This window comes from Pseudomonas sp. NPDC088368 (genome assembly GCF_044753445.1).
GTDB lineage: Bacteria > Pseudomonadota > Gammaproteobacteria > Pseudomonadales > Pseudomonadaceae > Aquipseudomonas > Aquipseudomonas bambusae.
The window spans coordinates 275387-296178 of record NZ_JBIVNG010000006.1 but is presented as its reverse complement, the minus strand read 5'-3'; the positions used below and the strand labels follow the sequence as shown (position 1 = coordinate 296178).

The 20792-nt window shown below is 61.3% G+C and carries 21 protein-coding genes; 11 read left to right on the top strand and 10 right to left on the bottom strand.

Going from position 1 to position 20792, the window contains the following annotated elements; all coding sequences use genetic code 11:
• Nucleotides 1–67: 67 nt before the first annotated feature.
• Together ACIQAL_RS15400 and ACIQAL_RS15395 are read right to left on the bottom strand one after the other, a co-directional pair.
• Complete coding sequence (locus ACIQAL_RS15400; protein ID WP_401146792.1) at nucleotides 68–1189, bottom strand: DUF1615 domain-containing protein; 1122 nt, start codon at nucleotides 1187–1189, stop codon at nucleotides 68–70.
• Nucleotides 1190–1255: 66 nt separating this feature from the next.
• A complete protein-coding gene (locus tag ACIQAL_RS15395; RefSeq protein WP_401146789.1) occupies nucleotides 1256–2257 on the bottom strand; it encodes a GlxA family transcriptional regulator in 1002 nt (333 codons plus the stop codon).
• A gap of 103 nt (nucleotides 2258–2360) precedes the next feature.
• On the opposite strand from ACIQAL_RS15395, the gene ACIQAL_RS15390 reads away from it, so the two are divergent.
• From ACIQAL_RS15390 to ACIQAL_RS15365, 6 genes are all read left to right on the top strand, one after another.
• Complete coding sequence (locus ACIQAL_RS15390) at nucleotides 2361–2906, top strand: cysteine hydrolase family protein (protein ID WP_401146786.1); 546 nt, start codon at nucleotides 2361–2363, stop codon at nucleotides 2904–2906.
• Between the two features lie 569 nt (nucleotides 2907–3475).
• Nucleotides 3476–4879 carry a sodium:solute symporter family protein gene (locus ACIQAL_RS15385; protein ID WP_401146784.1) on the top strand — a complete coding sequence of 468 codons (1404 nt, stop codon included), beginning with the start codon at nucleotides 3476–3478 and terminating at the stop codon, nucleotides 4877–4879.
• Between the two features lie 64 nt (nucleotides 4880–4943).
• A complete protein-coding gene (locus ACIQAL_RS15380; protein ID WP_401146782.1) occupies nucleotides 4944–5897 on the top strand; it encodes a 2-hydroxyacid dehydrogenase in 954 nt (317 codons plus the stop codon).
• Between the two features lie 166 nt (nucleotides 5898–6063).
• Nucleotides 6064–6708, top strand: a complete 645-nt coding sequence (locus tag ACIQAL_RS15375; protein WP_341964331.1) for an HAD-IA family hydrolase — start codon at nucleotides 6064–6066, stop codon at nucleotides 6706–6708.
• A gap of 264 nt (nucleotides 6709–6972) precedes the next feature.
• Nucleotides 6973–8193, top strand: a complete 1221-nt coding sequence (locus ACIQAL_RS15370; RefSeq protein WP_401146781.1) for a putative DNA modification/repair radical SAM protein — start codon at nucleotides 6973–6975, stop codon at nucleotides 8191–8193.
• Complete coding sequence (locus tag ACIQAL_RS15365) at nucleotides 8190–9056, top strand: TIGR03915 family putative DNA repair protein (protein ID WP_401146779.1); 867 nt, start codon at nucleotides 8190–8192, stop codon at nucleotides 9054–9056. Before ACIQAL_RS15370 ends, ACIQAL_RS15365 begins: the two co-directional genes overlap by 4 nt.
• 269 nt (nucleotides 9057–9325) lie before the next feature.
• On the opposite strand, the gene ACIQAL_RS15360 is transcribed toward ACIQAL_RS15365, so the two are convergent.
• Together ACIQAL_RS15360 and ACIQAL_RS15355 are read right to left on the bottom strand one after the other, a co-directional pair.
• Entirely contained in the window at nucleotides 9326–10363 is a 1038-nt protein-coding gene (locus tag ACIQAL_RS15360; RefSeq protein WP_401146777.1) for an alpha/beta hydrolase family protein, read from the bottom strand.
• A gap of 380 nt (nucleotides 10364–10743) precedes the next feature.
• On the bottom strand, nucleotides 10744–11349 hold the full coding sequence (locus ACIQAL_RS15355; RefSeq protein ID WP_401146776.1) for an FMN-dependent NADH-azoreductase: 606 nt from the start codon (nucleotides 11347–11349) through the stop codon (nucleotides 10744–10746).
• Between the two features lie 129 nt (nucleotides 11350–11478).
• Here ACIQAL_RS15355 and ACIQAL_RS15350 point away from each other — a divergent pair, with 129 nt between their 5' ends.
• A complete protein-coding gene (locus ACIQAL_RS15350) occupies nucleotides 11479–12387 on the top strand; it encodes a LysR substrate-binding domain-containing protein (RefSeq protein WP_401146774.1) in 909 nt (302 codons plus the stop codon).
• 24 nt (nucleotides 12388–12411) lie between these two features.
• Here ACIQAL_RS15350 and ACIQAL_RS15345 read toward each other — a convergent pair whose 3' ends face one another.
• On the bottom strand, nucleotides 12412–13497 hold the full coding sequence (locus tag ACIQAL_RS15345) for a hypothetical protein (RefSeq protein WP_401146772.1): 1086 nt from the start codon (nucleotides 13495–13497) through the stop codon (nucleotides 12412–12414).
• Between the two features lie 71 nt (nucleotides 13498–13568).
• Between ACIQAL_RS15345 and ACIQAL_RS15340 the strand changes: the two genes are divergently transcribed.
• Nucleotides 13569–13913, top strand: a complete 345-nt coding sequence (locus tag ACIQAL_RS15340) for an MmcQ/YjbR family DNA-binding protein (protein WP_401146769.1) — start codon at nucleotides 13569–13571, stop codon at nucleotides 13911–13913.
• An 18-nt stretch (nucleotides 13914–13931) separates the two neighbouring features.
• Here ACIQAL_RS15340 and ACIQAL_RS15335 read toward each other — a convergent pair whose 3' ends face one another.
• A complete protein-coding gene (locus tag ACIQAL_RS15335; protein ID WP_401146767.1) occupies nucleotides 13932–14366 on the bottom strand; it encodes a DUF1294 domain-containing protein in 435 nt (144 codons plus the stop codon).
• A 4-nt stretch (nucleotides 14367–14370) separates the two neighbouring features.
• Nucleotides 14371–15201 carry an undecaprenyl-diphosphate phosphatase gene (locus ACIQAL_RS15330; RefSeq protein ID WP_166598065.1) on the bottom strand — a complete coding sequence of 277 codons (831 nt, stop codon included), beginning with the start codon at nucleotides 15199–15201 and terminating at the stop codon, nucleotides 14371–14373.
• A 336-nt stretch (nucleotides 15202–15537) separates the two neighbouring features.
• Here ACIQAL_RS15330 and pnuC point away from each other — a divergent pair, with 336 nt between their 5' ends.
• The gene (gene pnuC / locus ACIQAL_RS15325) at nucleotides 15538–16101 is read left to right on the top strand and encodes a nicotinamide riboside transporter PnuC (protein ID WP_401146765.1); all 564 of its coding nucleotides are present in this window, start codon (nucleotides 15538–15540) and stop codon (nucleotides 16099–16101) included.
• Nucleotides 16102–16106: 5 nt separating this feature from the next.
• Nucleotides 16107–16631: an AAA family ATPase gene (locus tag ACIQAL_RS15320; RefSeq protein WP_401146763.1), complete on the top strand. Its 525-nt coding sequence runs from the start codon at nucleotides 16107–16109 to the stop codon at nucleotides 16629–16631.
• A gap of 222 nt (nucleotides 16632–16853) precedes the next feature.
• Here the strand turns inward: ACIQAL_RS15320 and ACIQAL_RS15315 are convergent, their stop codons facing one another.
• On the bottom strand, nucleotides 16854–18173 hold the full coding sequence (locus ACIQAL_RS15315) for a sigma 54-interacting transcriptional regulator (RefSeq protein ID WP_401146760.1): 1320 nt from the start codon (nucleotides 18171–18173) through the stop codon (nucleotides 16854–16856).
• Nucleotides 18174–18561: 388 nt separating this feature from the next.
• Between ACIQAL_RS15315 and ACIQAL_RS15310 the strand changes: the two genes are divergently transcribed.
• Entirely contained in the window at nucleotides 18562–18828 is a 267-nt protein-coding gene (locus ACIQAL_RS15310) for a hypothetical protein (RefSeq protein WP_166598061.1), read from the top strand.
• 57 nt (nucleotides 18829–18885) lie between these two features.
• On the opposite strand, the gene ACIQAL_RS15305 is transcribed toward ACIQAL_RS15310, so the two are convergent.
• Nucleotides 18886–19548, bottom strand: coding sequence for a VWA domain-containing protein (locus ACIQAL_RS15305; RefSeq protein WP_401147141.1), 663 nt, complete (start codon nucleotides 19546–19548; stop codon nucleotides 18886–18888).
• A gap of 2 nt (nucleotides 19549–19550) precedes the next feature.
• The gene (locus ACIQAL_RS15300; RefSeq protein ID WP_401146758.1) at nucleotides 19551–20561 is read right to left on the bottom strand and encodes an ATP-binding protein; all 1011 of its coding nucleotides are present in this window, start codon (nucleotides 20559–20561) and stop codon (nucleotides 19551–19553) included.
• Nucleotides 20562–20792: the final 231 nt, after the last annotated feature.

The following is a 20792-nucleotide window of genomic DNA, read 5'->3' as shown; positions in this document are numbered from 1 at the left end:
GTTCGAAGCAGGGGACGCCCAGAGGTGCCACGAATATGACCAGCGGTCGTCTCTGCGGCCGTCGCCTTCATTTCAACGCGCCCGATGCCCGCGCCATGCAGCGCACTCGACGCTCTTCGACCCGTTGCGCAAACCAAGCTGTGGTCAGCTTGCGGGTGATCTTCGGGCTTTCCAGCACGATGCCCGGCAAAATCGCCCGCGGCAGCGGCTTGCCTGCCGCCTTGTCCGCCATGGCGAACACCTGTTTGTAGAGATCGGTGTCTTCGAACTCAAGCGTCTCGCCTTTTTCCAGCGCGCTGCGAATGGTCGGATTGCGCATGCCCAATTGCGCGTGCAGGCTGCGCACGGCCAGTTCGGTCTGCCCCAGCGAAGGGCCGAAACCGTAGCTGATCAGGTCGCCATCCAGCGCCAGGCGCTTGCCGGTCAAGCGCGCGACTGCACTTTGGAACGCAGCGTTGCGGCTGGCGTACCAACCGGCGTTGAAGTCGGCGAAACGGTAAATCGGCTTGTCGTAGCTGACCGGGTAGCCGAGCAAATGCGCGATGCCGAAATACACCCCGCCACGACGGCTGAACACTTCATGGCGAATCGAACCCTCAACCGGGTACGGATAGCCCCGCGCCTGCTGTTCGGCGAACTCAATGCTGACCTGCATCGGCCCCGCCGTGTGCACAGGGTTAAAGTTGCCGAACAGCGTGCGACCCAAAGGCACCATGCCAATGAAGTCGTCGAAGATCGCGCTAAGGTCTTTTTCGGTGCGGGCCGCGCTGAGGCGTTCGTTATAGGTTTTGCCGGTGGGCGAGCGGATGTCCAGCGCGCTGCGCACCAGCAGATTGGGGATGTGGGCCTTGCTGGCGCGACGGTCAATTTCGTCCTGGGCGATCTTGCCCATGCCGGGCACGGCCGGGTCGACCTGATAGTTGGATTCTTGCTCTGCCACCGCCAGCACCGAACAGAGGTTTTCGACAGTGGGGTCGATTTTCTGCGCATCGAAGGCGGTGTAGATGTCGGTCGCCCAGCCTTTGCGATCAGGGACGCTGGCGGGCAACAGCCGCATGATTTCGCTGCGCACCACGTCGGGCGGGGGTGGCGGCGCCTGCGTGCGCTGCGAGCCGCACCCGGCCAGCAATGCCAGCAGCAGCGCAGCGGCAAGGGCATGGGCGTGGCGAGCGAGTCCGTTCGTGAGCATGAAATGTCGGTCTTCCAGAAGAGAGCTGTCGCGTTGGACAGCGCGGGGCGTCGAGTGACTCATGATTCAACCACGGGATGACACCCCCTGCGAGCCAACGCCGTATTTGGTGCGGTATTCGCTGGGGGCCAGTCCTGTGATTTTTCTGAAGGTCGAGCGGAAAGCCGCAGGGTCCTGATAGCCCACGGTCCAGGCGATGTGGTCGACCGTGGACGTGGTGAATTCCAGCATCTCCCGTGCCTTGCCCACTCGCAGATGCTGGCAATACTCGGTGGGTCTCAGGCCCGTCGCGGCCCGAAAGCGTCGCAGAAAGGTGCGCTCCTCCAGCCCGGCGCGCCGCGCCATCTCATCGACCGACACGTCCACCGCACCGACGCTTTGCAGCCAATGCTGGACCTTCAACACCGGGGCATCGCCGTGGTTCAGAATGGGCGCAAAGTTGCTGCCGTATTCCTGCGCGCTTTCGCTGTGTTCGATCACCAGAAAACGTGCCGTCCGGGAGGCGATCCCGGGGCCGAGCAAGCGGCTCACCAGACGCAACCCCAGGTCGGACCAGGCCATCAGCCCCGCCGTGGTGATGATGTCGCCGTCGTCGATGATGGGTTTGTCGACATTCACCTTGATGTTGGGAAAGCGTTCACTCAAAGGACTCGCCTGACTCCAGTGGGTGGTCGCGGCACGACCGTCGAGCAGCCCCGTCTGCGCGAGGACAAAAGCGCCCAGGCACACCGTGCCGATGGTCGACCCGGCCCCATGCTGGGCCAGCACCCAGCGCGAAAGGCCGTCCATGGCCTCCGTTCCCGGTAACCCCATCAACGAGGGCGGAATCAGCACGGCGGCCAACGGTCCCTGCCCGTCCGAGGCAAACGTCTCGAACACCCGCTGCGGTTCGCATTGCGCATCAACCTGCCAGTGACTGACCCGCAGCCGTGGCAGTTGCGACGACTGCTGTTCGTCGGCCATGCGGTTGGCGACTTCGAACAGGTCAGTCAGCCCATGCACCGCCGCCATTTGCGCGCCGGGGTATATCAGCACCCCGATGTCGGCCACCGCCCGTTCAACGCTCATTGTCAGTTTTCCCTCGCCATATGTCGGTGCTGACAATCCTCCTGCGCGGCAGAGAGGTCAATACTGAACGCCACACCACACACATCCCACCGAGGAAACAGACATGTCCCACACAGCACTCATCGTCGTCGACATCCAGAATGATTACTTCCCCGGCGGCAAATGGCCGTTGACCGGGGCCGACGCCGCCGTCGACAACGCCGCCCGTGTCGTTCAGGCGAGCCGTGATGCAGGCCACCCGGTGATCTTCGTGCGGCACGAATTCACCAGCACCGACGCCCCGTTTTTCGTGCCGGGCTCGGAGGGCGCGCAGTTGCACTCCAAAGTGGCGAATCGGGGGGAGGAGTCAGTGGTGCTCAAGCATTTTCCCAATGCCTTTCGCGAAACCGGCCTGAAGGCGCTGCTGGACGAACAGGGCATCAAGAATCTGGTGGTGATCGGCTCGATGAGCCACATGTGCATCGACGCCACGGTTCGCGCAGCAGCGGACCTGGGTTACAAGGTCAACGTCATCCATGACGCCTGCGCGACCCGCGACCTGGAATTCAATGGCACGACTGTTCCTGCTGCACAGGTGCATGCAGCGTTCATGTCGGCGTTGGGGTTTGCGTATGCAGAGGTCATTTCGACTGAGGCGTTTTTAGGCTGAGGCGGTAGGCCTTTTCGCTGCCGTCGTAACCTCCGGCGTCTCCTACGAGATCAATGTCGAACTCAACATGTGTGATCGACGCTGAATGGCAAAACAGCGTCAGACCGAACATGCAAATTCGACGCAGAACCGGTGGAAGACGCCGGAGGTCACGACGGCAGCGAAACGGATGGTGCAGGCACGTCACACTCACCTGCACCGACGACAAACAGCCCTTGATTCACCGGAGCACAACGGTACGATTGCATGACGTTGTACGATGACGTATAACGAACGCTTCGTATTGAGTTGCCTTCCAACGTAAATCACGAGCCTCTAATAAAAATGAATACACACACGATTTTCCGCCTTGCATCCCGCGCTGACTGGGCCTTTACGCCCGACTGCTCTTCTCCCAATCAGTCTCCCAATCCGTCTCCCGGCACAGCATAGCCCTCGGCAGGTTGAATCTGCCTCTTCTACATTCGGCTTTGAATCAGCCATGTCGTCCTACAACGACTTGAGGCTGTGCAGCCCACCCACGCCCGCATTACCTTCCACGCGCCCTGAAAAAGGGGAACGGAGAGAACATGGACCCAAGAATAACAATCATCCTGTGCTTGACCGCCGGCTACTTCATGGTCATGTCCTACATCGGCTACAGCGTTCGCAAACACGCGAAAAGCAGCGACGGTTTCACCGGTGGCGGCCGCAGCTTTCCACCCTTTTTGATCGGTGCCCTGCTGCTCTCCGAGTTCATCGGCAGTTCGGTGAGCATCGGTACAGCACAAAAGGGCTTTGAAGCCGGGATTTCCGCGGCCTGGAACCTGGTCGCGCTGTCCCTCGGCTTTCTATTGCTGGCCTTGGTACTGGCGAAGAAATACCGCGAGACCGGCCTGAATACGATCTCCGGCATCCTCGCGCAGAACTACGGCCAAGGCACACGCTACGCCGCTTCGGTGCTGACCATCTGTGCGCTGAGCATCGTTTCCGTGGCGCTTTACGCCAGCGGCGGCGCGGTGTTGGCGGCGGTGCTGAACATCGACAAGACCCTCGCGATCCTGCTGGTGGGCGTGATCACCGTGTTCTATGTCAGCGTCGGCGGCATGCGCTCGGTGGTCTACACCAACTTCGTGCACGCCGTGATCAAATACATCGGCATCGCCCTCGCCCTGGCGTTCGCGCTGAGCGCCAGCGGTGGCATCGGCGCGCTGCAAGCCAAGCTGCCTGCGACCATGTTCGATTTCACCGGCGTGGGCTGGGGCCAGATCTTCGCGTGGATGATCGGCGGCGTCGGCTCGATCTTCGCCACCCAATACGTGATTCAAGCGCTGGTCAGCACCAAGGACGAAAAGACCGCCAAGCGCGCCTGCTTCTATGTGTCCTCATTGATGATTCCGTTCGGCCTGATGGCGGCGCTCATCGGCATGTGCAGCGCCTACTTGTACCCTGGCATCAAATCCATCGACGCCTTCCCCGTGCTCATCGCCCACATGCCGACCTTCTCGGCGAGCCTGGTGGTGATCGGTCTGGCGGGCGCGCTGTTCGGTGGTATTTCGGCCAACACCCTCGCCTCCGCAACACTGGCGATGAAGGACTTCTACGACCCGTTTTTCAACAAAGAGAAAAACGACCGCAAATCGGTGGTGTTCATTCGCCTGGCAATCATCGTCATCGGCTTTCTGCCGTTGATCCTGGCGCTGTTCGCCGACAAGATTCTGCTGATCGCCTTCCTCGGCAAAGCCCTGCGGGCCACGCTCGCGGTGATCGTGCTGATGTGCTTCTACGCGCCAAAATTCGGCAGCGGCCGCGGCGCACTGGCAGGCGTGATCCTGTCGGTGTTCTCGACCATCGGCTGGTTTCTGGCGGGCAATCCATACGGCATCGACAGTTCATACTTCGCGCTTTTCGCCCCGCTGCTGACGATGGCCATCGCCGAACTGCTCAAAACCGGGCGTTCCGAACCGCAACCTGTGTTAAACAAGAACGGCTGAAACGTTTTTCGATGCTGTCACCCAGGCGCGCCTCGGTCAGAGGGCGCGCCGCAAGGAGGAAACAATGAGCGACAAGAAAGCCGATGTGCTGGTCTGGGGTCCGGTGCATGCCGCACTGACGCAAAACCTGGAACGTGACTTCACCGTGCACAACCGCTGGGAGATCAAGGACATTGACGCCTGGGCCGCCGAACATGGCGCCAAGATTCGCGGCGTGGTCACCAGCGGCGTCTACGGCACCGACAACGCGTTGCTCGACAAGCTGCCAAACCTGCAAGTGGTCAACAGCTTCGGCGTGGGGTACGACCCCATCGACACCGCCTACCTGGCGAAACGCGGCATCCCACTGAGCAATACCCCCGATGTCCTGAACAATGCCGTGGCCGAAACCGCCCTGGCCCTGATGCTGGCCGTGTCCCGTCGTATCGGTGAAGCCGAACGCTTCGTGCGGGCCGGCAAATGGCTAAACGCCAAACTGCCGCTGGGCAACAGTCTCAACGGCAAGACCTGCGGCATTGTCGGCCTCGGCAAGATCGGCAAGACCATCGCCAAACGCGCCGCTGCGTTCGACATGGACATCGCCTATTACCGTCGTGGTCAGGCCTATCCGGATGTTTCCTACACTCACTACGGCGATCTCATCGAGCTGGCCAAGGCATCGGATTACCTGATCCTGATCGTGCCGGGCGGGGCTGACACGCAGCACATGGTCAACGCCGAAGTCTTGAAAGCCCTCGGACCGAAATCCTTCCTGATCAACGTGGCCCGTGGCTCGGTGGTCGATGAGAAGGCGCTGGTCGCGTCGTTGCTGGAGTCGGGCATCGCGGGTGCAGGTCTCGACGTGTTCGAAGACGAGCCCAACGTACCGGCCGAACTGTTGACCCTCGACAACGTGGTCCTGACGCCGCACATCGGCAGCGGCACCCACGAAACCCGTCAAGCCATGGCCGATCTGGTGTTCGCCAACGTCAGCGGCTTCTTCGACGAAGGTAAGCTCGTGACCCCGGTTTCCCTGTAAACCGGCCGCTGTTGCTTCAAGGCCGACAGCCCAGGGCGTGATCATATTCGCCTTGGTCTGTAGGCCAATGCCTTTACGACCGTAGGTCAGTCTTCCCCCCTCCCCGCCAACTTTTCTGGATAATGCCGGTCCAATCGCCCCGAACATGAACACGGGAGAATCCTGTTTGAACATTGCAGGCGTCATTTTCGACTGCGACGGAACCCTGGTGGACAGCGAACGGCTGGCTGCGGGGCTTTTGCGCGACATATTGCAGGAACACCGGGTCACCCTGACCCTTGATGAAGTGCTGGAACGCTTCCGTGGCGTGCAATTCGCGCTGTGCATGGAAGGCCTGTGCCGCGATTACCCGTGGCTGCCCAACCTCGAAATCGTCAACAGTTTCCGGGCGCGCACCCTCCCGCTGTTGCAGGCTGAACTCGAAGAAATGCCCGGTGCGGTGGACTTCGTACGCAGCCTGTCCCTGCCCAAATGCGTGGCATCGAACGGCCCGCGCAGCAAGATCGAAACCTGCCTGAGCACGGTCGGCCTGCTGGACGTGTTTCATGGCCTGATCGTCAGCGCGTATGAAGTGGATGCGTGGAAACCGTCGCCCATTCTTATCGAGCATGCGGCCGATTTGCTAGGCCTGAAACCGGAGGAATGCCTGTTGGTGGAAGACAGCATCCCCGGCGTCATGGCAGGGCTCGGCGCGGGGGCTCAAGTGGCCGGGTATGGCGACACCGACTTTTCCGACTTCGAAGACCACGTCAATTTTCACCCGGTGAAAAACTTCGGTGAGCTGCGGGAATTGGTGCAGCGGATCAGCTAAGCGCTTTTGTAGACGGCACGAACTCAACCCCTGTAGGAGCGAATTCATTCGCGAAGCGCTGGTTCAGGCGATAGAGATGCGTCAGCAATGCCGGCCTCTCGCGAATGACTTCGCTCCTACAGAGCGCTCGGCGTCGTAAATAATATTTGTGGTCCGGGCTTTTCGGTCGTCTGAATGAGTCAGCCCCCCCTCATCCCTTCAATCGGCCCTTGTTGATTGTCGCGGAACTCGATACTGTACATAAAACCAGTATCGAGAAATCCCATGCAGCTGATCGACAAGCTCAGCATCCTCGCTGACGCCGCCAAATATGACGCTTCCTGCGCCAGCAGTGCCGCGCCCAAGCGCAGTTCCGAGGGCAAATCCGGGATCGGTTCCAGCACCGGCATGGGCATTTGCCACAGCTACACGCCTGACGGGCGCTGCGTCTCGCTGCTGAAAATCCTCCTGACCAACTTCTGCCTCTACGACTGCCAGTATTGCGTCAATCGCCGCTCCAGCGACGTGCCCCGCGCGCGGTTCAGCCCGGAAGAGGTCGTGACCCTCACCCTGGATTTTTACCGCCGCAACTGCGTGAGCGGGCTGTTCCTCAGCTCCGGCATCATTCGCTCGGCGGACTACACGATGGAGCAACTGGTGCGCGTCGCCAAACTGCTGCGCGAGGAACACGAGTTTCGCGGCTACATCCACCTCAAGACCATTCCCGAAGCCGACCCTGCCCTGATCGAGGAAGCCGGGCGTTATGCCGACCGCTTGAGCGTGAACATTGAGCTGCCCACTCAACTCGGCTTGCAGACACTGGCCCCCGAGAAGGAAATGGGCTCGATCAAGCAGGCGATGCAGACCATTTACACCGGCCAGCAGACCATCCTTAACGAGCCCAAGGCCCCGCGTTTCACCCCGGCCGGGCAAAGCACCCAGATGATTGTCGGCGCCGATGACACTGACGACAGCACCCTGCTGCACACTGCTGAATCGCTATACGGCGATTACCGGCTCAAACGCGTCTATTACTCGGCCTTCAGCCCGATCCCCAACAGCCCGAAAAGCGTGCCTCTGGCGGCCCCGCCGCTGATGCGCGAACACCGGTTGTACCAAGCGGATTTTCTGCTCCGGGGTTACGGCTATAGCGCCAACGAGCTGTTGAGCGGACCGGGGCACCTGGCGCTCGACATCGACCCGAAGCTGGCCTGGGCCCTGGAACACCGCGATGTGTTCCCGCTGGACCTGAACCGCGCGGAACCGGCGATGATCGCCCGGATTCCCGGCATCGGTATCCGCACCACCAAGCGCCTCGTCGAACTCCGTCGCCAACGGCGGATTCGCTACGAAGACTTGACCCGCCTGCGCTGCGTCCTGGCCAAGGCCAAGCCTTTCATCATCACCAGCGATTACCACCCCCGACAGGCAGAAAGCTCTAGCATCATGCTGCGCGAGCAATTGCGCGACCGCCCGCAGCCTCAACAGATGGCGCTGTGGGCATGATCATTCTCGACTGCGACGATCTGTTCGAGACCTGGCGACAGCAAGCGCGCTGGTTGCTCAGTCATCAGATCAATCCGGATCAGGTCAGTTGGACCGTATGCGAAGACGCGGACCTGTTTGCCAGCGAACACGACTACCCCGATCACCCCGGCCCGTTTCAGGCGCGGGTGCCGTTGGAGCTGATCGAACTGCTGCAAAACGCAGCGCAATATCGCGGCGAACAGCGCTGGAGTGTGTTGTATGAGGTGTTGTGGCGCGTCGTTCATGGCGACCGCACGGCGATGCTCGCAGGCGACAAACTGGGCAGCGAGCTTCACCGGAGACTGAAGCAGGTCAGCCGCGAAGCCCATCACCTGCATGCGTTTCTGCGCTTCATCGCCTTGCCCGTCGATCCGAACCCGAAGGACCTGGCCGTCAAGGCAGCACTGCTGGAAACCCGGTCATTGCCGGAATACGTGGCCTGGCACGAGCCCGCACACGACATCTTGCGCACCGCCAGCGAGCATTTCATCGGGCGTCTGGGCCGTCATCGCTGGATGATTGCGACGCCCCAGGACGGCGTGTTCTACGACGGTCAGCAACTGATCCACAAGCGCCAATGCCCCGACGCCTGGCAAGCGTTGGCGCGCAACGCCGACGACCCCCACGGCGAGCTGTGGCTGACCTATTACAGCCACATCTTCAACCCCGCGCGGCTCAACCCCAAGGTCATGCAGGGCCACCTCCCTGCCCGCTTCTGGAAAAACCTGCCCGAAGGCCCGTTGATCCCGGCATTGATCAGCGAGGCACGCACGGGGAAGCAGCGGGACGGTCAAGCGAGGAAGATTGGGGAGCGTCAGGGGAAGGTGATCAGAGCGAGATAGCGGCTGTACGCGATCCAACTGTAGGAGCGAATTTATTCGCGAATGGCCCTCACAGACGATGCATCATCAGCGTCTGGCCAATCTTTCGCGAATGAATTCGCTCCCACAGTAAAGTCTTCGTCTGGCTCGCATTTCGCGGCGCAGGGATACATCTGTGGGAGCGAATTTATTCGCGAATGGCGCTCACAGACGATGCATCTTCAGCGTCTGGTCAATCTTTCGCGAATGAATTCGCTCCCACAGGAACCCTTTGGGCGCGCAAGTGGGCATTAATGCACCGCCGCCTGCTGCATGCCTGCCGTGCTCAACGGCGTGCCCAGGGTCGAACCGAAGAACTCCACCGCCTCGCTGCTCAAATTGCGGTGAATGTCTTCGCGGTCCACGCCCACGGCGTCGGTGCACAGCCCCGGTTGGGTGGCGCGTTGCATGTCGTCACACGGCGCCATGAACACGAAGTGCCCTGCCCCGGCCAACAGCTTGAAGTTCGACACGTCCGGCAACTTGCGCGCGAGCGCTTCGGCATTTTTGTCGATGGCCAGCAGCTCGTCGCCATCGCCGCTGTACAGCAACACCGGCACGTGCACATCCGCCAGTGTCTGACGCCCGAACATGATGCCCAGTGGCGCCATTAACATCAGCGCGCTGACGCGAGGGTCAGCCTGCGCATGAAGGTCTTCGCGATCCACCAGCAACTCGCCTTGGGTTTTGCAGGCGTCGATGTCTTGGGGACGCTCGACGCAGTATTGGCGAAGGCGTTTGAGATCAGGTTTGGCGCCCGCGAGAATCAACGCGGTCTCGCCCCCGGCGGAATAGCCGATGACGCCCACGCGGCGGGCACTGATGTAAGGCGAGAGCATCGGGTCGAGCAACGCCGCGCTGATCGCTTCCGATATCTGCAACGGTCGACCATACAGATTGCTCAAGCTGCCGAGGCGGCTGTGATCGAGGTAGTTATCGCCGGGGTGAAAGACAGCCACCACCACGAAGCCTTTACGGGCCAAAGACGTGGCCAGGTCGTGTTGAGCGAGTGGAGTGCCGGTGTTGCCGTGGGACAGCATGAGCATCGGGAAGCGGCCCATGGCGATGGTCGCGTCCTCGGTGGCCCGGATCGGATAACCCTGAACACGGGTCACGCTGTCCGGGTCGGTGGACGGGTAAAAGGCGTAGGCGTGCATCGGCTGGGAATCCAGCGGATCGAGAAACGTCAGCTCATGAAAGCCGACGCTCCAGTTTTCCGATTCACTGGCCTGCACTGAAATCAGGCCGCTGAACAGGCTAATCACCATCACTGCACAAAGACGCATCATCGCAATGCCCCTCACCTTCTCAATCCGTGCCCGTCGAATCAGACCCGATGGGCCTGAACTCCTTGTAAACCGCAGCCTGTCGCTATCTGACCGGTAAAGATCGATAACATTCGGTGCAGTGCTTAGATCGATATTGCACAAGGCGGGCCAAGCTCGGAAATATGAGAAAAGCTGGCCATTTGTAATCAATAAGCGGCCGGTTACGGCAATTTTAGCGCTATCCGGGGAAGCTTACCCGCAAAGAAATCGCAAAGTCTGTCGCCCGGCTGAACGCGCGTGTTTCAACCGGGCCTGAAACGACGAAAGCCCCGGCATCGGCGGGATGACGGGGCTTTCGACAGCGTTGCGAAAGCGGACGAGCGGCGGCCGCTATCGAGGACTTACGCGAACAGTGTTTCGTCGATGTGCTTCTGGGCGGCAGTCAGTGCGGCGGCACGAGGCTCGTCGCCATAGGCCAGACCGTGAGCGGTGACGAATTCCAGGTCAGCAACGCCCAGGAAGCCGAACAGCACCTTGAGCAGCGCGTCATGGCCAACACCGGTAGGTTGACCCACGTGCAGGCCGCCCGACGTGGAAACGATGATGACTTTCTTACCTTTGCACAGACCTTCCGGACCGGCTTCGGTGTAACGGAACGTGCGGCCGGCGACAGTGATACGGTCGATCCAGGCTTTCAGTTGGCTTGGGATGGTGAAGTTGTACATCGGCGCGCCAATGACCACGACGTCAGCCGCCAGGAATTGCTGCAGGGTCGCTTCGTTGGTGTCCACTTCCAGGTTCTGAGCGGCGTCGCGGCCCTCAGCCGGTGTGCCCGCAGCGGCCAGCGCCGCGCCGGAGAAGTGACCCAGTGCTTCGCTCGCCAGATCGCGATAGACCACGTCGGTGCCAGGGTGAGCGGCGACGTAGGATTGAACGACGCTGCGGCTCAATTGGCGCGAAGCGGAGTGATCGCCGAGGATGCTGGAATCGATGTGCAAAAGAGTCATGAATGTGCTTCCTGAGTGGGAATCGCCGCTTGGCGATCAAGTGACGATAATCCTACCCGGTAAGCCAATGGCTGATTAGTCGGCAAAAATGCGATAGTTCGTCCCACTCACAGGACAATCGAGTTCACCATGCAAGATCTCAACGACCTTTATTACTTCGCCAAGGTGGTCGAATGCGGCGGTTTCGCGGCGGCCGGGCGTGCGCTGGGTATTCCCAAGTCGCGCTTGTCACGGCGGATTGCCGAGCTGGAAATGCGCCTCAACGCCAGCCTGCTGCAGCGCACCACCCGCAAACTGGCGCTCACGGCGGTGGGCGAACGATATCTGCAACACTGCCAGGCGATGCTGCTGGAGGCTGAAATGGCCGATGAGGCCGTGGCGTCGCTGTCGGCCGAACCGAGGGGGCGCCTGCGGGTGTCCTGCCCGGTCGGCATGACTCACTGGAACCTGAGCCACGTGGTCACGGAGTTTTTGGCGCGCTACCCCCAGGTCCAGCTGGAACTGCTGCTGGTGAACCGTCGGGTCGATCTGGTCAATGAAGGCATCGACGTCGCCCTGCGCGTGCGCGACATCGGTGATGAAGACCCGAACCTCATCGTCCGCCAATTGGTACCGGCGTTCGCAGCGCTGGTCGCCTCTCCTTCGCTGATCGCTGGAATGGACATCCGCACCCCCGACGACTTGAGCGCCCTGCCAGTGCTGGGCGCCATCGAGGCCGACCGCAAGGTGCACTTCCTGTTGATTCACGAAGACGGCCGTCGCCAGGAAGTGGTGCTCGACGCGCGACTGGCCGTGGACGATTTCAACATCCGCAAGGCGGGCGCACTGGCGGGGCTGGGCATGACCATGCTGCCGATGATGAATTGCAAGGACGCCCTGGCCGACGGAACGCTGGTGCGATTGCTGCCGGATTGGTCGATGTCCACCGGCAACCTGCAGGCGGCCTACACCCAGCGACGGGGCGCGTTGCCCGCCGTGCGCGCATGGCTCGACCACGTGACCGAGGGTTTCAGCCAGTTCGCCTCAGCGTGCCCATGAGCCAATCCTGACGTTTCTGGCGGGTCACGTCAGATTCAGCGGCGCGGCGCCGGTGAAATGTCGGTACAGCACGACAGAACGGAGCATCACCGTCGCCCGGCGCTCATAGGCACTGGGCGCGCACTTGGCGTATTCCTCCAGCTCACGTCGCACCCGACCCTCGACGTCAGTGGCCGGGGTTTTCACGGCACGATCGGCGCAGGCCGGCAGGGAGTTGCGCAGGCGCACGTTGACCAACAGCTCTTCCGCAGCGCCCTCGCCTGCAGGCACGGCAGCAAGGCTTCTGGACCAGTACTTTTCCAGCCAGCTCTGAAACAGCCAGCGTTGCCCGGCCTTGGTGCGCAGCGCCGCGCGGATGAACGTCCGGAACGTTTGCCAGTCCAGCGACGTCAGCGAAGGGTTGCGGTACTTGTCGCAATAGCTGGGGTAATGGGGGTTTGAAAAGTGCTTGAACGCGGCGCCTTCCAGGTCCGCCTCGATCTGTACCGGCGCACATAAACCCGCCGCTCGAAGCTGACCATAAACGCCGACCCCTTCGGCCGGGTACAGCGCGGGGTCCGCCAGGCGCAGGAACGCGGCCTTGTGTTCGGCGGGCACCAGCCCGGACTGGGCGACGTAGGTGATGAACTCCAACAGATCGCCCTGATCCATGTGAGCAATGCCCACCCCACCTACGCCATAGCTCATGAGGTGCTTGCCGGTGTTGGCGCTGGTCTGTGACTTCCAGTCATTCTGCACCGGGTCGGGGGGCAGGCCCGAGGGATCGTCGATGCCCCATTGCGCGACGCCAAGGGTCAAGGCAATCAGCCCCAATCCTTGTTGCGCCGCGGAATTCTGAGGGTTATCGCGATAATCGAGCATCAGCGTTTTGACGAACCCGACGTCCAGGGTTTCCCCCTGAATGTTGTCGTCCGCCGACGGCGACCAGCCCCCTCGTTCAAGAATGTGTTCGATGGCCGCATCCGGCAGCCCGGCAGCTTGAGCGTGGCCGTCGACACCCGCCAGCAGCTCCGGCCATGTCGTCCAGTTAAAACCCACTGCGGCACTGGCCGCGCCCGGCAGGCACAGCGCTGCGCCACCCATCAGAAACCCACGACGTGTAAGAGGCATTGCGGTATCCCCCAAATTCACACTGATTCTGTTAAAACGTGCACCGGCAGAAGTTTTTCTACAGGAAGCCTATGGATATCGAAGACGTTGCCGCCCTTTGCCTGGCATTGCCCGGCGCAAGGGAGGACTACAAATGGGGTGGCGTGCGGGTGTTCTCCATCGCCGAGACCAAGATGTTCGCGGTCATGGGGCTGGCGGGGAACGATCTGGCGTTCAAGGTCGGGCCGGACCTGTTTTTGGGTTACGTCGACCGACCCGGCGTGCGCCCTGCGCCCTACCTCGCACGCGCGCACTGGATCACCCTGTCGCATCCCTACGCCATGGGTGATGAAGAATTGCGTGAATTATTGACCCGCTCTCACCAACTGGTGGTGAGCAAACTGCCGAAACGGCGGCAGGTCGCGCTCAAGCTCTGAATGCCCTGGACCGCGTTGTCAGTACAGGTGCCGGACCAAAAAACGCCCGCCCATCAGCACCCGGTCGACCCAGAACAATTCGTGCAGCAGCACGATCAGCCAGAACACCGCCTGATAGGACACTTTGCGTGTTTTGTGGCGGAACAGTTGCTGGGCGACCAATGCGCCCGGCCAGCCGCCCAGCAGCTCGACGGCGTGCAGGACTTTTTCCGGGGTGCGCTGGCCCTGAGTGCGGGCCTGTTTCTTGTCGTAGCCGTACAGCCCGACCGCCAGCAGGCTCATGAACGGATAGACCGCCAACGGCCACCATGAACCGCCTCGCACGCCTGTCGCGATCAAGCCGTACAGTGGCAACGCGCATAGCACGGCCAGAACCAGCAGCTTGAATTTCAGCCCGCGAACCGGGCTGTTGTCGTTGCGACGGGAGACGTCGGGTTTGACGCGTTGATTCACCGCATCAGCCCTGCACGCTGGACCAATCGACCCAACCGAATACCCAGGTCGCCAGAATCAGCAAACCAAACGCGATCCGGTACCAGGCAAACACCGCATAACTGTGGGTCGCGATGAACTTCAGCAAGGCACGCACCGCGATCATCGCGAAGATGAACGAGGTGATGAATCCGACGGCGAATACCGCGAAGTCATCGGGCTGGAACAGGTTGCGGTATTTGTAACCGGAGTACAGCGACGCAGCGATCATCGTCGGCATGGCGAGGAAGAACGAAAACTCCGTCGCCGTTTTGCGCGACAGGCCGAACAGCAGGCCACCGATGATCGTCGAGCCAGAACGCGAGGTGCCGGGAATCATCGCCAGACACTGTGCGAAACCCACCTTGAGCGCGTCGGACCATGTCATTTCATCAACAGTTTCAGCGTGCACTTCGTGCTGACGGCGCTCGGCCCACAGCATGATGAAACCGCCGATGACCAAGGCGGCTGCCACGGTGATCGGGTTGAACAGGTATTCGTGGATCAGGTCGGAAAACAACACGCCCAACACCACCGCGGGCAGGACGCCGATGATCAGGTTCACCGTGAAACGTCGGGCCTGGGGCTGGGTCGGCAGGCCGGTGACGACCTGGAAAATCTTGTGCCGAAACTCCCACATCACCGCCAGGATCGCACCTAGCTGGATGATGATGTTGAAGGCCATTGCCCGTTCGCCGCCGAAGCCGATCAGGTCAGCGACGATGATCTGGTGCCCGGTGCTGGAGATCGGCAAGAACTCCGTCAACCCTTCCACGACACCCAGTATTAACGCCTGTGCGGCGGTCCAAAGATCCATCATTCCCCCAGAGTGGAGCCTGCTCGTGGCAGGGCTCTCTTGATATGTTTCCAGCACTGTTCAGGACACGATAAACGGTCCGATGTAAAAACAGCATGAACAGTCAAGATCGCGGCTCGAACACGCGAGCGGCGCGATCCTAACAGACCTTCACGACGAACGCTCTAGCCCGGATACGGGTGCGCAATCTTTCATGTAGAGGGGCAGTAAAGTGCATCTGACCGGTTGCTGGCGGGTCTTTGCCCGCCTTGAAATCTGCGCGCCACAACGGTCCTCAAACCGCTTACAATCGCAGGCCTTTTTTCTCTCTTCCCCTTCCCCTTCGCAGGAGTCTCCATGTCCGGGCTTGAACTGTTCGCCGCAGCACTCGGTGTCATTGCCGTCTGGTTGACAGTCAAACAAAACCCCTGGTGCTGGCCGATCGGGCTGGTGATGGTGCTGCTGTACGTCTGGATCTTCTTCGACGTGAAGCTGTATTCCGACATGCTGTTGCAGGGTGTCTATGCCGTGTTGCAATTGTATGGCTGGTGGCAATGGACCCGTCGCGGCGCCGTCGCCGAAGGCCGCCAGGTGACGGCACTGAGCGGCAGCGCGTTGGCCCTGAGCCTGGCCATCGGCGCAGTAGTCAGCCTTGCATTGGGGGCCGCGATGGCGCACTTCACAGACGCGGCGCAGCCGTGGCTCGACGCCGCCCTTACCGGCTTCAGCCTGGTGGCGCAGGTGTGGATGGCCCAGAAGCGCGTGCAATGCTGGCCGCTGTGGATCGTGCTGGATGTCATTTTCGTCGGGCTGTTCCTTTACAAGGCGCTGTACCTGACAGCAGCGTTGTACGCGTTGTTCACCTTGCTGGCTGTGCAAGGGTGGCGCGACTGGCGAGCCGACCCGGCGCTGGTGCGCTGATCATCATGAAAGTTCTGGTATTGGCAGGCCCCGAATCCAGCGGCAAGAGCTGGCTGGCCGACCATCTTCAACAGCGCTTCGGCGGCGAACTGGTGGGCGAATACGTGCGCCAGTTCATCGATGAGGAACAACGTGACACCTGTTACGCCGACATCCCGGCGATCGCACGGGGTCAACTGGCCCAGGAAGACGCGGCCCGGGCACGTGCGCCTGAACTGCTGATTCTCGACACGCATTTGCTGAGCAACATCCTGTGGAGTCGCACGTTGTTCGGCGACTGCCCGCCATGGCTGGACCAGGCCCTGCTTGACCGGCACTACGACCTGCACGTGCTGCTCTCCCCCGAAGGCGTGGAGTGGATCGGCGACGGCCAGCGTTGCCAGCCCTCGCTGGCCGAGCGTCAAGCCTTCTTCGACGCCAGCCGGGAATGGCTGGACCGGCACGGCCAACGCTATGAAGCGATCGGCGGCAGTTGGAGCTACCGCAGGGACAGGGCGATTGCGACGGTGGAGCGGTTGTTGAACGGCTGATTCCGGTGGTGGCAGCAACCTGAGTTACCAAGTCGAACGCCCTCCCACCTGTGGGAGCGAATTCATTCGCGAGACGGCGGTACATTCAACACAGATGCGTCGTCCGTACCACCGCTTTCGCGAATGAATTCGCTCCCACAGGACTTCGTGATCGCCTTCACCTATAGGCCGGACGCTCATACGGTTAAGCACGGTCCGGCCCGCACTCCCCAGTCAGGCCACTCATCGAATCTGATGCTTATGCAACAACCGATAAAACGTCGGTCGTGAAATCCCCAGGACTTTCGCCGCGACGCTGAGGTTGTCGCTGTGGCGGGTCAGCACATCACACAGCGCCTGACGCTCCGCCCGGCATTTGTATTCGTCCAGCGTGCCCATGCTGGAGCTGATTTCCTCTTCCCCCAGCAACCCGAGGTCGAACGCTTCGATCTGCCGCCCTTCCGCCAGCACCAGCCCGCGTCGCACGCGGTTTTCCAGCTCGCGAACGTTGCCGGGCCAATCATGCTTGCCCATGGCGACCAACGCGTCCTGGCTGAAATTACGCGGACGTCGACCGGTTTCCTGGCTGTAGAAATGCGCAAAATGGTTGGCCAGCAGCGCCAGATCGCCATGCCGCTCCCGCAGTGGCGCCGTGCCGACTTGCAGCACATTCAGCCGGTAATACAGGTCTTCACGAAACCGCTTCTTGCGAATCGCGGCCTCAAGGTCCACATGGGTCGCGGCCAGAATCCGCACGTCCACCGGAATCCGCTCGCCTCCCGCTTCGACATGACGCTCCTGCAAAAAACGCAGCAGATTGGCCTGGACGTCCAGCGGCAGGTCACCGATCTCGTCGAGAAACAGGGTTCCCCCATTCGCGGCCTCGATCCGACCGGGCTTGCGTTGCACGTTGCCGTTGGGGCCTTCGGATTCGTAGCCAAACAGCTCCGCCTGCAATTGATGCTCGGCGATGGCGCCACAGTTGATCGAGATGAACGGCTGTAGCCGCCGCTGGGATTGCATGTGCAGCGTGCGCGCCACCAATTCCTTGCCGGTGCCGGTTTCGCCGCGGATCAACACCGGCGATTCGGTCGGCGCCAACTTGGTCAGCAGGCGACGCAGCTCGCGAATCGGCCGACTTTCCCCGAGCATTTCGTGCTCGGCCCCATTCCCGTATCGGGCGCCTTGAGCCCTGAGACGGGCCATGCCATAAGCGCGACCCAGGGTCACCTGCACGCGGGCGACGTCGAACGGCAAGGTGTGGAAATCAAAAAACCATTCGCAGACGAAATCCCCGATCAACTCCCGACGCAAGTCATCGGCGGTCAGCACAGCGATCCATTCCGTATGGCTGCGGGTAATCAGGTCCTTGATGAGCTGAGGCTGCTCGAAATGCTGAGGCATCAAGCGAATGAGGCCGACGTCGCATTGGCGGGACGCGGCGGACGCGAGGGTGCAACTGTCCACTTCCCAGCCGGCTGTACGTAAACCGGGAATCAGACGCAAACATTCCTCGCAGGGTTCGACAATTAACAGGCGGCGGATCGATGCCATTTCATGCATGGGAGATTCCTTGGCGCCAGGATTTAAATAACATTTCAGAATAAAAAGAGTTTTAGAAACAGTGTCTTGGCGACCTCGGTTGTTACATTAGCAAATATTTGACACTCGCTTGGATTGTTTATCTATAAGCCTAAGAACTAAACGCGATTAGCCTTGGCGAAATGGCACTAAAAGGGCTATCAGCCGACTGAATCAGGCCTTTAACACTCGTAAATGCCACGAAACACGGACATGCGCCGAAAAATAAATCGGCTCTTATGAAATAATTTGAAAAAAAGCGGCACATCGTGTGACTCAACCCCCCGCGAAGGTCATCAGTACAAGTACGCACCGCTTGGGACGCCCGCCAACGGTGATTGAACTGATACGGGCACTTTGAGGACTTTCCATGAACGCCCCTTTGCGCTTTAACGATGCTCTCTTGATCGCCGGTCACGCCTTCGAACCTTTCCGTTGCGTCGCCTGGGCACCACAGGACGGTAACGGCGAGTTGAGCCTGACCGTGGTCGATCGCACCAGCACCCGTATTGGCCGCAAACAGATTCCAAGCAGCGCCTACTCCGATCCGAAGCAACTGGCGCAATTTCTCGAACAGGCCCGTGCAGAAATCAGCGACGAAGGCTACTGCCTCGAACCCTGGACCATGCCCGCCTGATCATCGAACGCGGCGCTATACGGGCCGTCCTTTAGCTGCTTTTTATAGGAAGCAGCTTCAAGCGTCCGTCAATGCATCGATATGCCGGTATTCGGCGTTCAATTGACGGGCGAGTTCGACGGCCCTTCCGAGCCGGATGGGCCCACGCTCGATGTCGATCAACAGGCTCGGGCAGTGGAAGCCCGTGAGAGGCGGAATGTCCTTCACGCGGCCATCTGTCAGGATCAGCACCCGTTGCGATTCGCCCGGATGACGTTGCTGGCGTTTCCCCAGCCACTGCCCTGCCTCTTCGATGGCCTCGAACAACGGCGTCCCACCCCCCGCCCCCAACGTTTCCAGCCACGGCTGCAACGCCGAGCCTGCTTTCAGGCCGTGATGCTGCCAGCGCGCCTGCACACCGCTGGCGGTCAACAACGCCAACCTCGCCCGCTGGCGATACGCGTCATCGAACAGTTGCGCGAGAACGCCTTTGGCGACGCTCAACGCTTGATGGCGTCGGGTCGAGGCCGAGGCGTCGACAATCACCAGCCACAGTGCGTGCTCACGCCGGGTTCGCGGCTGACGAACCAGATCGGCGCGGCGCTGGGGGCGGCCTTTCAACAGCGTCGGCAGCCAGGCAATGGCGCCCTCGGTCCCGGAGCGGGCAGCACCGCTTTTGCCGCCGCTGAGTCGACCCGGTCGGGGGCTGGCATCCGCCCCCGTCTTAGGGCGAGGACGAATGCCTAGGGCTTTTTTGGCCAGTTGGGCACTTCTCGGCGAGCACCGGTGGCGACTGTCTGGGCCGGCAGTTCACCCCATTGGCCATCCCCCTGCTCATTTTGCGTGTGGGGAGCGTGCGCGGGCGCGTCCGGTTGCGAGGCCGCTGGCGACTGGGGTGGCGGAGCCTCACGACGTCGATGGCGCAAGGCGAATTCGGCCACGGCATCGATGTCTTCGTCCGTAATGGCCGAAGCGCCCCGCCATGCCGCATGGGCACGGGCAGCGCGCAGCCAGACGAGGTCCGCCCGCAGGCCATCGACCCCCGCCGCAAAACAGCGCTCGGTGATGGCAGCGAGGCTGGCATCGTCCAGTTCGATGCCCGACAGCAGCCCTCGGGCGGTTTCGCAACGGTCTTTCAGCTGTTGCTGTGGGGTCGCCCATTGCTGACAAAAGCTTTCAGGGTCCGCGTCGAAGTCCAGCCGACGGCGAATGATCTGGCCACGCTGCTCGGGCAAGGTCTGGCCGCTCAACGCGACGTTCAGGCCGAAGCGGTCGAGCAACTGCGGGCGCAATTCGCCTTCCTCCGGGTTCATCGTGCCGATGAGCACGAAGCGCGCCGGGTGACGATGGGAAATACCGTCGCGCTCCACCTGGTTGACCCCGCTGGCCGCCACGTCCAGCAGCAGGTCGACCAGGTGATCCGGCAACAGGTTGACTTCATCGACATAGAGCACGCCGCCATCAGCCTTGGCCAAGACCCCCGGCGAAAAACGCGCCCGCCCTTCCCCCAGCGCCGCGTCCAGGTCCAGGGTGCCCACCAGCCGCTCCTCGGTCGCGCCCAACGGCAGCGTGACGAACTGACCGCTGGCCAACAGGTCAGCGAGCCCACGGGCCAGGGTGGACTTGGCCATACCCCGCGGCCCCTCGATCAACACCCCGCCGATTTTCGGGTCAATGGCGGTCAGGCACAGCGCCAGTTTCAGCGCGTCGGCGCCCACGACGGCGGCCAGGGGGAAATGAGGGGTGTCGGTCATGGTAGGGCTCAGTTCATGCATCAAAATTAGTGTTCACACGGTTCGTTTTTCCCAAAGAGCGGACAAATACCGCGGTGCTGCTTCTGCCGGAGGGCCATAACGCCGCCATCCTGCTTCTGCCGATAGGCGTAGGAGCTGGCTTGCCTGCGATCTGGCGCGAAGCGGCAGCAAATCCGGTGCACCCGATGTGTCAGGCACATCGAGCAATCAGGGTTTACTACTGCTTCGCAG